The organism is Neohoeflea coraliihabitans (assembly GCF_019334345.1).
Lineage (GTDB): Bacteria > Pseudomonadota > Alphaproteobacteria > Rhizobiales > Rhizobiaceae > Pseudohoeflea > Pseudohoeflea coraliihabitans.
The window spans coordinates 297,849-309,207 of the sequence record NZ_JAHWQX010000004.1; the positions used below are offsets into that span (position 1 = coordinate 297,849).

The following is an 11,359-nucleotide window of genomic DNA, read 5'->3' on the forward strand; positions in this document are numbered from 1 at the left end:
AAGCATGGGAGGAAGCCCGGGTCCTAGCCCATTCTGCCGCAAAAGGGAAACCGGCGGGCCGGCTCAATCGGTGGATAACCGTCTCCGGATGCCAGTTTCGCGGCGCCCGGCTGCACCCGGCCGCCAGCTCAGCCAAAGGGCCGCCGCCATGAGAAACAGCGCACCGAACGGCAGATACAGCCGCAGCCCCATCACCGCAAACTGGTAGAGCGCGGCGACGAATGTGAAAATGAACTGGATCAGCCACAGCCGGCCAAATGCTGCGCCATGCCATTGCGCGTAAAACAGCCGGTAGTGCAGCGCGAAAACGCAAGCGGTCACGACAATGGTCGCCACTGTCAGAAACAACAGGCTGGCGGCAAGCCGCGGCTCAAAGCCGCGCGCCAAGCTCGTAAGGCGGATCAGATATAGCGCCACCGGCCAGGCTAGAAAAGCGCCGGAAAAATACAGCAGCGACAGCGACCAGAAATGATCGGTCACCCCCGCCGTGCGCAGCCACAGGCTCGCCTGCGCCGAGACCATCATGGCCAGCCCCCAGCCGAGGCTGCCAATGAGCGCCACGCGCCAGCCGCGCAGAGCGGCCCGCAGGCGGCTTCGCAGCTTGGCGTGCCCTACGGCGGCGGGGGAGGAGCGCTGCGCCAAGATCTAGTCGAGCCGCGCGGTGACAACGAGATAGCGGCCGTCCGGTCCCTCGAAACCGTGGGTGCGCATCAAGACGATAACCGCGTGGGTTCGTGTGCCGTCACGGTTGGCATGCGTCATGGCCCCTGCCAGCGCGTAGGCCAGCGGACATTTGCGGCTTGTCGGCACCCGCGCATCGGCATGCAGGGTGTCGTTGACCGGGCGCCCGTCCCGTTCCGTCATTACCAGCCGGAAGCCCTTCACCGTGTCGACGACACCGGTGCACAGCGCCGGGCCGTCCAGCACCAGTTCGCTCAACCGCACCGTGTTGGCATAGGCGTCTGGGGAAAAGGCGCTGACGCCCCAGCTGTCATAGCGCAGCCGATGCGGTGAGCTGCCGCGCTCATTGGCTGGCGCGAATTCCGCCAGGATGCCGGGTTCGAGATCGCGCAGATATGTCTCTTCGATGCCGGCGGCCTGCTCCGCCGCGGCGTCGCGCGCCTCTTGCACGCTCGCCCCGTCCTGCCTCAGCCGGACCCGCACCGGGGTTCCGGACACGAACCGATCCTCGCGCGTGTCGATATAGTAGCGCTCCGCATAGGCAAAACCCGAACCGTCTTCGATGCCGAACTGCTCGAAGGCGAAAATCGTGCCATCGGCGGAGAATCCGATCGGACGGAATTCGGCCAGGTCACCGGCCCTCACTTGCATGTTCTGGGCCGCAAGTGCCGGCAGGGTGACCAACACCAATGCACCCAGCAAACGAAGACATCTCATTAAGGGCATCGGGAAAACCTCATAGCTGCATCAGGAGCGTGCGCATCATTTGATTCTCGACCCCGCTTCAGGCGCTGTCGCGCCAGGCGGGCAACAGATCGCCCGGTGCCGCCGTTGCCTCGTAGATCGCCCGCGCGATGGCGCGCGACATCGTGGCCGCGGCCAGGGCCATCAGATCGATCATGACATCGCCTTCCGGCACGATCCCGCTGCCGCCGGTGGCAAGGCCGAACACCAGATCGCCGTCAAGCGGGGTGTGGCTCGGCCATATGGCGCGGGCATAGCCGGCATGCGCGGAAATGGCCAGTCGCTTGGCGCCAGCCTTGTCGAGCCGCGCGTCCGTGGCAATCACACCGATTGTCGTGTGGCCGCCCTCGCGCAGCATGTCGCGAAATTTCAGGCGCAGGTCCGAGGCGTCGTTCGGGTAGGGGTTAGGCAGTCCAAGCCCCCCGTATTCTCCGGCGATTTCGAACGGCGCTGCCCAGAAATGCCGCGTTGTGCCGATCGTCACCGCGCCGACCGGATTGGCCGCCACCAGGGCGCCGATCGTAATGCCGCTGTCGGTGACCACGGACGCTGATCCAAGCCCGCCCTTGCAGGTGGCCGTCAAGGCTCCGGCGCCGGCGCCGACCGATCCGAGGTCAAAATCTGCAGCTGCCGCCGCCGCTGCCGCATGCCCCATCTCGCGATAGGGCGGATAGCGTCCCCAATCCTTGTCGCCGCCATTGATCAGATCAAACAGGATCGCCGCCGGCACGATCGGGATTACATGCGGGCCGAGGGTGAATCCCTTGCCGCTCTCCTTCAGAAAGGCCTGCACGCCCGAGGCCGCATCGAGCCCGAAGGCCGAGCCGCCGCTCAGGGCCAGGCCATGGATTTCCTGAACCGAATTATGCGCCTCGAGAAGGTCGGTTTCGCGTGTTCCCGGCGCGCCGCCAAGCACCTGGCAGCCGGCTGTGACCGGCGCATCGCAGATCAGGGCCGTCACGCCCGATTTCAGGGTTGCATCCGCAACATTGCCGACCCGCAGCCCGGCGACATCGGTGATCAGATTGCGCGGACCCGGTTTCATTGCGCCACCATCATCGCTCATCGCCGCGTTGCAGCACCGCGGCCGGCGTTGTTGCTTCGAATCCGTCGCTGCGCCAGACGGCCAGGGCGAAACCCGGACTGCGCCGATCGCCGCCCGGGGTAAAGCGCACCGGTCCCATCGCCGTTTGAAACCGGCGTCCGGTCAGACGTTCGGCGAGCGGAAGCGGCGCCGCTGCATCCGCCCCTGCCTCCTCTGGCAAGGCGAGGGCCGCGCAAATCTCGGCGGCGGCATAGGCAATCAGCCGCAGCCCGTCGAGCGCGAGGCCGGCCTCATCGAAAAGCCGCACCGCTTCGAGCGTTGCCGTACCGGGCAGGGCGGCTGAAGCGATGATCGCCAGCGTGCCTTCGGGGAGCGGAATTTCGCCGTGCGGCGCGTTGAGCGCATCGCCGCCCATCACCTGCAGATCAAGCCCTTCTTCAGAGGCGTCGCGCGCGATCACCGCCACATCCCGGCGATCGCCGCCGACAAACACCGCTGTCACGCCGGCGGCCTTCAGGCGCCGGGCGAGGCTCGGCTGACGATCCTGGCCGGGCCGGAAATTGTCATTGAAATGCGGCTTCAGCCCGCGCTCGGACAACCCGACGCGAATCGCCTCGACCAGTTCGCGGCCGAGAATGGTGCCGTCTTCGATCAAGGCGAATGGCCGGTCGGCCCACAGCGCCACGATCGTCTCGGTGGCGACCTCCGCCTCGCGGCTGGCCGGCGGCGCAAGGCGGAAGAACTGCCAGTCATGCCGGCGTGCCTCTTCGCCGATAATATCGGCGCGCACCGAAAGGGTCAGGGTCGGGATGCCGGCCTCGGACAGGATCGGAAGGGCGGCAGCCAGGCTTTCGGCGCACAGGTACCCGACGACGATATCGACGCCCGCCTCGATGAATGAATTGGCCGAATCGGCGCCGCTCTCCTCATCGCAGCCATCCTCGCCGACCACGACATCGGCGAACGAGGTGTCATGCGCTTCCTGAAAGAGGGTAAAGGCCTCCTCGACATGCGCACCGAGCGGCGCGAAGGCGCCCTCAACGGGCACAGCCAGCCCGATCGCGAGGGGGCGGGCCGCCGCAGGCAAGCCCGGGGCGGACAGCCAGAGGGCGAGCGCAACGCAGAAAAGGGATGTCAGCTTCATGGCGGCGACACTAGCTTCTGGTTTGACCGCATCCAAGGAAAAATCTAGAGACGGGGCGGCGCTGCTTGCGCCGCAATAGCGCACCCGGTGCCGGTGCTCTCCACCGCGCTGGGCGCATAGGCGTCAATTGCCGCAAATTTGCCGGCGGTCAGCAGCATGGCGGCCCGCTTGTTCTGACCATCGGCGAAACATCATTCACTGCGTCCTGCCACGAGGCTCTTTTGACCCCATCCCCCATCGATCCGGACCGCTACCGCGACGCCATGTCCCGCTATGCCGGTCACGTGCAGATCCTGACCGCAACGCATGCGGGAACGACGCGCGGCGTCACCATCACCGCAGCCTGCTCGGTCTCCGACAATCCGGGCACCGTGCTGGCCTGTGTCGCCAGGGAGAATCCGCTCAACGCGCCGTTCGTGCAAGCCGGCGCTTTCGCGCTGAACACCCTTGCCGCCCGGCATCAGCCGCTCGCCGACGTCTTTTCCGGCCTCGCCGGAATCGACGCCGACCAGCGTTTTGCGCATGGCGACTGGGACACGATGGTGACCGGCGCGCCCTGCCTCGTTGATGCCCCGGCGGTCTATGACTGCCGCCTGATCGAGGCGAGGGAAGTGGCTACGCATCTGGTTCTGATCGGGCGCGTCGAAGGCCTGCGGCTCGGCGAGCCCGGTCGCGCGCTTCTTTACTTGGATCGCGCCTACCACCAAATATAGCATCTCCGCCGCGCCGGCTGCACGGTCGACGCAAGTTGAGATCCGACGTCGGGTCGCGCAAGCAAGGACATGAGCATGAGCAGCGATTCACCGGACCATGCGTCCCCCCGTGCCACCGCATCGAACCTGCCGCCCAGCATTGACGCTGTCTCGGAGATGCTGGCGCGCCACGATTACGTCGCCGGACGCGCTCTGGCGACGGTCCTGTTTCTCAGCCTGCGCATGGGACGTCCGCTGTTCCTTGAAGGTGAGGCCGGGGTGGGCAAGACCGAGATTGCCAAGGTGCTGGCAGCCGCGCTCGACCGACCGCTGATCCGTCTGCAATGCTACGAGGGGCTCGATCTCGCCTCGGCGGTCTATGAGTGGAATTATCCAGCCCAGATGCTCGAGATCCGCCTCGCCGAGGCCACCGGGGAGGGCGATCGCTCGGCCATTGAGAGCAACATTTTCGACACCCGTCATCTGATTCGCCGGCCGGTTCTGCAGGCGCTCGAGGGCGTTCCGGGGCGCGCGCCGGTGTTCCTGATCGACGAACTCGACCGCGCCGACGAGGCCTTCGAAGCGTTCTTGCTGGAGATCCTTTCCGACTTCCAGGTAACCATTCCCGAACTCGGCACCATCAAGGCCGCCGAGCCGCCGATCGTCATCATAACCACCAACCGCACGCGCGAGATCCACGACGCGCTCAAGCGCCGCTGCCTGTACCATTGGGTCGACTATCCGGATGCCGACACCGAGCTGGAGATCGTGCGCCGCAAGGTGCCCGGCTGCAATGCCGCCCTGTCGCAACAGGTGGTCGCCTATGTGCAGCGCCTGCGCGACATGGATCTGTTCAAGAACCCCGGTGTCGCCGAGACCATCGACTGGGCCACGGCCCTGACCGAGCTCGACCGTCTGGCGCTTGATCCGCAGACGGTCTCCGACACCCTCGGCACGCTGCTCAAATACCAGGATGACATCGCGCGCATCGAGGGCAGCGCCGGGCGGCAGATGCTCGAGGAGTTGAAGGCCGACCTGTCCCAGAGCGGCGCATGAGCGCGGCCTCCGGCACAGCCGCCCGCGTCGATGATCCCGGGCGATTCGCCGATAATGTCACGCATTTTGCGCGCACCCTGCGCAAGGCCGGCATGCGCGTCGGTCCGGCCAGCGCCCGCGATGCGGTTGCCGCCCTGTGTCTCGCCGGTATCGGCGATCGTGATGATTTCTACTGGATGCTGCATGCGATCTTCGTGCAGCGCCGCGAGGACCACGCGGTCTTCGACCAGGCTTTTCGTCTGTTCTGGCGCAACCGCGATCTGGTCGAAAAGATGATCGCCATGTTCTCGCCGGTGGCGCCCGACACGCGCCCGAAAGAGCGTCCCAAAGCCGGCGAAACCCGCGTCAACGATGCCTTGTTCGCCGATCAGGACAGCCGCCGCGAAATGCGCGAGAAACCACAGATCGAGGTTGATGCCCGGCTGACCGCCTCCGGCGATGAAGTGTTGCGCAGCCGCGATTTCGCGCAGATGAGCGCTGCCGAACTGGCCGCCGCGCGCCAGGCCATCGCCCGCCTGCATCTGCCGTTCGATCAGGTGGCAAGCCGGCGCTTCAGCCCATCGCCGCATCCCGGCCGCGTCGATCCGCGGGCCACGATGCGCGCCGCATTGCGCACCGGCGGCGATCTCATCGTGCCGCGCTATCACAAGCGGCGAACGGTGCAGCCGCCGCTGGTCGTTCTCGCAGATATTTCCGGCTCGATGAGCCAGTATACGCGCATTTTCCTGCACTTCATGCATCTGCTCGCCGAGCGTCGCCGCCGCGTCCACACCTTCCTGTTCGGCACCCGCCTGACCAATGTCACGCGGCAGATGCGGTTTCGCGACCCCGACGAGGCCGTCGACGAATGTGTCGGAACGGTCTCCGACTGGTCGGGCGGCACCCGCATCGGCGAAGCAATCAGCGAGTTCAACCGTCACTGGTCGCGCCGAGTGCTGGGGCAGGGGGCGACGGTGATTCTCGTCACTGACGGACTTGAGCGCGAGGCGGTCGAGGAGCTTGACGCGGCCATGGACCGCCTGCAGCGCTCCTGCCGGCGGCTGATCTGGCTCAACCCGCTCCTGCGCTTCGAGGGGTTCGAGGCGCGCGCCCGCGGTGTCCGCACGATCATGCGTCATGTCGATGAAATCCGCGCCATCCACAGCCTTGATGCGATGAGTGATCTTGTCGCAGCCCTGGGGGATGATCGGCATGGACAATGGGATCCCCGCCTGATTCCCGCCTGAGCCCGCATGATACGGGCCCGATACTGGCCTGCCCTTGCCAAGCCACTAGCCGGATTGCCATATGGGAGAGGTAGCCGGGAGCACATCATGACCGCACAAAGTCCTGTTGAACCAACCGATCCCCTCGCCAGTGATCCTCTTGCTGGTGATCCCCTTGCCGCTGATCCCTTGGCCGGTGATCCCCTTGCCGGTGATCCCTTGGCCATTGCCGAGAGCTGGATGCGCGATGGCCGTGAAGTCGCGCTGGCCACCGTCATCGAAACCTGGGGCTCGGCACCGCGCCCGGTCGGCAGTCATCTGGTGATCGATGCCGACGGCAATTTTCATGGTTCGGTCTCCGGCGGCTGCGTCGAAGGGGCGGTGATCGCCGAGGCCGGCGACGTCATTGCCTCCGGCACAGCGCAAATGCTGGAATTCGGCGTTGCCGACGAGACAGCCTGGCAGGTCGGCCTGTCCTGCGGTGGTCGCATCCGTGTACGCGTCGAACGGCTCGGCTGATGGATCCGCATCTTCTCAAAAAGCTCAATCAGGCCCGGCGGCAGCGCCGTGCCGCGGCGTTGATCACCGATCTTGGCGACGGGCGGGACCGCCTCGTGTCGCCGGGTGACCCGGTCGCCGGTCCGCTCGGCGAAGCGATCGCCAAGGCCTTCCGCTCCGGCAAGTCGACCCTCGCTTCCGCCGAGGGCCGCGAGTTCTTCATCAATGTGCATCTGCCGCCGCCGCGCCTGGTCATCATCGGCGCCGTTCACATCAGCCAGGTGCTGGCGCCGCTGGCCGCCATGGCCGGCTTTGACGTGCGCATCATCGATCCACGCACCGCTTTTGCCACGCCGGAGCGCTTCGCCGGCCTCGATTTGACTGCGGAATGGCCGGAAGAGGCGCTCGCCGCCCGGCCGCTCGATGCCTTCACGGCCCTGGTCGCCGTCACCCATGATCCCAAGATCGATGATCAGCCATTGATCGCAGCTCTGCGGTCCAATTGTTTTTACATCGGCGCGCTCGGCTCGCGCAAAACCCATGCCCGCCGCGTTGAACGGCTCACCGAAGCGGGGATCAGCGAGACCGAGCTCGGGCGCATCGCCGCGCCCATCGGCCTGCCGATCGGTGCCGCGACACCCTCCGAGATCGCCGTGGCGATCATGGCGCAGATCATCGAGGCGCTGCGCAAGCGCCCGCTTGCCGATGAGCAAGGCGAGGCAAAAGCGCAGTCTGACGGCGCGAGCCCCGGCCTGCGCTTCGGCCCGGTGCCGCTCGATGCGGCCGAGGGCGCCATTCTGGCGCATTCGCTGCAGGCGGGAAAAACGCGTCTGAAGAAGGGCTTGCGGCTCGAAGCGGACTCACTTTCGCAACTGCGCGCCGAGGGTATAGAGACGGTGATTGCCGCGCGTCCGGGGCCCGGCGACATCGCCGAGAACGAGGCTGCCGAGACGATCGCCGCCGCATTCTCCGATGCCGGACTTCGGATTGGCGAAGCCGCCACCGGTAGGGTCAATCTGTTTGCCGCCCATGATGGATTGCTGCGCATCGATGCGGCGCTCGTGGATCAACTCAACGCCATTGATCCGGCGATCACCTTTGCCTGTCTGCCCGATCACTGCACCGTGCGCAGCGGCGATCTCCTGGCCACCGTCAAGATCATCCCGCTTGCCGTATCGAGTCGATCCCTTGATGCAGCGCGGGCAATTGCCACGCATCCGGATTTCGCGGCGGTACGGCCATTCCGCCCGCATGATGTGGGCATGATCGCCACCCGGCTGCCGACGCTGAAGGACACGGTGATCGCCAAGACGAAAGCGCGCACCGAGGAGCGTCTGCGCGCCTATGGCTCGCATCTTTCGGACCACCGCACGATCGCGCATGACGAAGAGATCCTTGCAGAAACCCTGCGCGACATGGCCGGCGCGCACGACATGCTGCTGATTTTCGGCGCCTCGGCCGTGGTCGATCGCGACGATGTCATCCCGGCGGCCATTCGCCGTGCCGGCGGCCATGTCGAGCGCGTCGGCATGCCGGTCGATCCGGGCAATCTGCTGGTTTTGGGCACGATCGACGACATTCCGGTCATAGGCGCGCCCGGTTGCGCCCGCTCGCCGAAGGAAAACGGTTTCGACTGGCTGCTGGCGCGTCTGCATGCCGGCGAGACACCGCGCAGCGCCGATATTGCGCGCATGGGCGTCGGTGGTCTGCTCACCGAGATCCCGAGCCGGCCACAGCCGCGCGCCGAAGCTTCGCCCGGGCCGGCGACATCGCGGGCAGATCTGGCCGGTCAGCCTTCGGTCGCCGTGCTGCTGCTCGCCGCCGGCAGCGCCCGCCGCATGGGCGAGTCCGCCGGGCACAAGCTTCTTGCCCGCTTTGACGGTGAACCACTGGTGCGGCGCAGCGCCCGCAACGCCCTCGCCAGCCGGGCCGAACAGGTCATCATTGTCACCGGCCACCGCCAGGACGAGATCGTCGCCGCGTTAGATGGCCTCGATGTGACTTTTGCCGGCAACCCCGATCATGCCGAGGGCATCGCCTCGTCGCTCAAGGCCGGTGCCGGCGCGATTGACGGTGATCCGGCCGGAGTGATGATTGTCCTCGCCGACATGCCCGCCGTCACCGCCGCCCATCTCGATCGGCTGATCGACGCCTTCGTCGCAGAGGGTGGGCAAAGCATCATCCGCGCCAGCGATGCGGACAGGCGCGGCAACCCGGTGATCCTGCCCGCACGCATGGCTGCCGAATTCAGGAATTTGCAGGGCGATGTCGGGGCGCGCGCCTTGATCGAGACCTCCGGCTATCCGGTGGTCGACATCGATATCGGCGCGGCGGCGCGGCTCGATGTCGATACGCCCGAGGCCGTAAAGGCCGCCGGCGGCGTGCTCGAGAGCGGCGGCGACTGATTAGCGCCCATCCAGACGCAAAAAAGCCGCGACCTGACGGCGCGGCTCTGTCTGCCCGGATGCGGCGTGGGATGCTTAGCTCTTGGCGCCGATCATCATGAATGCCGGGATCTCGTCGCCGAAGCCGACGGGAGCGTTGCTGTCCTGATCGCGGTTCTTGCGGCCGCGACGGCGGTCGTCATTGGCAGGCCGCTGACGCTCGCGCCTCGATCCCCGGTCTTGCTGAGCAGAGACCTCGGCATCGCTGCTGCGGCCCGGCTGGCCGCCGGGGCAGGGGTCTTCATTGCTGTCCGAAGTCATCGTGTCGGCGGTCTCGTAGCTCACCGTCTCGTGCTCCTGCGGCTTGGAATGCACCGGCTCCGGCTTGCGCGCCTTGCGGCGGCCGCGATCGGGGTTCGGCACCTCTTCACCCTGCGGTGTCGGCACTTCATTGCTGTCCGAGGCCAGCTCCGCCGGCGTCTCGTAGCTCACATCCTCATGCGCACGGGCTTTCGAGCGTCCGCCGGACGACCGGCGCGGCTTGCGTCCCTTGCCGCTCTCCTCGCCCGTTTCCGATGCCGGCTCGGACCGCTCGGCCTTGGCCGTGTCAGGGGCATTGTCCTCGGCGGATTTGCGACCGCGACCGCGGCCGCGGCGCGGTGTCGCCGCCTCGCTGTCATCGCTGCCGGCAGCCGGAGTCTCGCCGTCCAGCCATTCGATCTCGCGGTTGATCAGCTTTTCGATCGCCTCGACATATTTGCCGTCACGCCGACCGACCAGCGTGAACGCCGCTCCCGAGCGACCGGCACGCCCGGTCCTGCCGATGCGGTGGACATAGTCTTCCGCATGGATCGGCACATCGAAGTTGAAGACATGGCTGACCGCCGGAATGTCGAGCCCGCGTGCCGCCACATCCGAGGCGACCAGCAGGGTGATCTCATCGTCCTTGAACTGCTGCAGCGTTGCCATGCGCGAGCGTTGATCCATGTCGCCATGCAGGGCGCCGACCGAAAAGCCGTGCCGCTGCAGCGACCGGCTGAGATCGGCGACGTCGCGCTTGCGGTTGCAGAAGATGATCGCGTTGGTCAGCTCGTCCTGGGCCCGGATGAGATCGCGCAGCGTGGCGCGCTTTTCAAAATCCTTGCCGCTGCACGAGACGAGATGCTGCGAGATGTTCGAGACGGTCGAGGAGGGCGGGGCCACTTCGACGCGCACCGGATTTTGCAGGAACTGGTCGGCCAGCTTCTGGATTTCCGGCGGCATGGTTGCCGAGAAGAACAGGGTCTGGCGCGTAAACGGGATCATCTTGACGATGCGCTCGATGTCGGGGATGAACCCCATATCGAGCATCCGGTCTGCCTCATCGATGACGAGGAGATCGACGCCGTTCATCAAAAGCCGGCCGCGCTCGACATGGTCGAGGAGCCGGCCCGGCGTCGCGATCAAGACGTCAGCGCCGCGTTCCAGCTTGCGGTTCTGCTCCTCGAACGATACGCCGCCAATCAAAAGGGCGACGGTCAGCCGGTGGTTCTTGCCGTATTTCTCGAAGTTCTCGGCCACCTGAGCCGCCAGTTCGCGCGTTGGCTCGAGGATCAGCGTGCGCGGCATCCGCGCCCGGGCGCGCCCCTGTTCCAGCAGCGTCAGCATCGGCAAGACAAAGCCGGCGGTCTTGCCGGTTCCGGTCTGCGCGATGCCGAGCACGTCGCGGCGTTGCAGCGCCGGCGGGATCGCTCCCGTCTGGATGGGTGTGGGAACCGTGTATCCGGCATCGGATACGGCGGACTGGACTTTTTGGCTCAGGCCAAGATCAGCAAATGTGGTCAATGAGAAACTTTTTCCGTTTCGGCGTGAAAGAATATGTTCGGCGTCGTGTGAGGAGATTGTCTGCACGTTCGAGGCACGTGTGGCAC

Annotated in this window: 9 protein-coding genes and 2 pseudogenes; 6 read left to right on the plus strand and 5 right to left on the minus strand. The window is 66.2% G+C overall.

Annotated features, from left to right (window positions below; genetic code table 11):
* Positions 1–63: 63 nt before the first annotated feature.
* From KY465_RS16295 to KY465_RS16310, 4 genes are all read right to left on the minus strand, one after another.
* Positions 64–642: a hypothetical protein gene (locus KY465_RS16295; protein ID WP_219203151.1), complete on the minus strand. Its 579-nt coding sequence runs from the start codon at positions 640–642 to the stop codon at positions 64–66.
* Positions 643–645: 3 nt separating this feature from the next.
* Positions 646–1,326, minus strand: coding sequence for a DUF2259 domain-containing protein (locus tag KY465_RS16300; RefSeq protein ID WP_219203152.1), 681 nt, complete (start codon positions 1,324–1,326; stop codon positions 646–648).
* A 139-nt stretch (positions 1,327–1,465) separates the two neighbouring features.
* Entirely contained in the window at positions 1,466–2,470 is a 1,005-nt protein-coding gene (locus KY465_RS16305; RefSeq protein ID WP_219203153.1) for a P1 family peptidase, read from the minus strand.
* Between the two features lie 10 nt (positions 2,471–2,480).
* The gene (locus KY465_RS16310; protein ID WP_219203154.1) at positions 2,481–3,614 is read right to left on the minus strand and encodes an ABC transporter substrate-binding protein; all 1,134 of its coding nucleotides are present in this window, start codon (positions 3,612–3,614) and stop codon (positions 2,481–2,483) included.
* A gap of 221 nt (positions 3,615–3,835) precedes the next feature.
* On the opposite strand from KY465_RS16310, the gene KY465_RS16315 reads away from it, so the two are divergent.
* From KY465_RS16315 to KY465_RS16335, 6 genes and pseudogenes are all read left to right on the plus strand, one after another.
* On the plus strand, positions 3,836–4,327 hold the full coding sequence (locus tag KY465_RS16315) for a flavin reductase family protein (RefSeq protein WP_346432657.1): 492 nt from the start codon (positions 3,836–3,838) through the stop codon (positions 4,325–4,327).
* A gap of 75 nt (positions 4,328–4,402) precedes the next feature.
* Positions 4,403–5,362, plus strand: coding sequence for an AAA family ATPase (locus KY465_RS16320; protein ID WP_219203155.1), 960 nt, complete (start codon positions 4,403–4,405; stop codon positions 5,360–5,362).
* Complete coding sequence (locus KY465_RS16325; protein WP_219203156.1) at positions 5,359–6,588, plus strand: vWA domain-containing protein; 1,230 nt, start codon at positions 5,359–5,361, stop codon at positions 6,586–6,588. Before KY465_RS16320 ends, KY465_RS16325 begins: the two co-directional genes overlap by 4 nt.
* A 219-nt stretch (positions 6,589–6,807) precedes the next feature.
* The gene (locus tag KY465_RS16330) at positions 6,808–7,086 is read left to right on the plus strand and encodes an XdhC family protein (RefSeq protein ID WP_255561787.1); all 279 of its coding nucleotides are present in this window, start codon (positions 6,808–6,810) and stop codon (positions 7,084–7,086) included.
* Positions 7,086–7,727, plus strand: a pseudogene (locus KY465_RS18730) (XdhC family protein); the annotation flags it as partial. The gene KY465_RS16330 and the pseudogene KY465_RS18730, both read left to right, overlap by 1 nt.
* 90 nt (positions 7,728–7,817) lie before the next feature.
* A complete protein-coding gene (locus KY465_RS16335) occupies positions 7,818–9,470 on the plus strand; it encodes an NTP transferase domain-containing protein (RefSeq protein ID WP_255561788.1) in 1,653 nt (550 codons plus the stop codon).
* 680 nt (positions 9,471–10,150) lie between these two features.
* On the opposite strand, the pseudogene KY465_RS18870 reads toward KY465_RS16335, so the two are convergent.
* Positions 10,151–11,273 (minus strand): annotated as a pseudogene (locus tag KY465_RS18870) (DEAD/DEAH box helicase); the annotation flags it as partial.
* Positions 11,274–11,359 lie beyond the last annotated feature (86 nt).

Bases quoted from the DNA above. Each gene is read 5' to 3' on its own strand.
- KY465_RS16305 (WP_219203153.1), bottom strand. From the start codon at position 2,470: ATGAAACCGGGTCCGCGCAATCTGATCACCGATGTCGCCGGGCTGCGG.
- KY465_RS16310 (WP_219203154.1), bottom strand. From the start codon at position 3,614: ATGAAGCTGACATCCCTTTTCTGCGTTGCGCTCGCCCTCTGGCTGTCC.
- KY465_RS16320 (WP_219203155.1), top strand. From the start codon at position 4,403: ATGAGCAGCGATTCACCGGACCATGCGTCCCCCCGTGCCACCGCATCG.
- KY465_RS16325 (WP_219203156.1), top strand. From the start codon at position 5,359: ATGAGCGCGGCCTCCGGCACAGCCGCCCGCGTCGATGATCCCGGGCGA.
- KY465_RS16330 (WP_255561787.1), top strand. From the start codon at position 6,808: ATGCGCGATGGCCGTGAAGTCGCGCTGGCCACCGTCATCGAAACCTGG.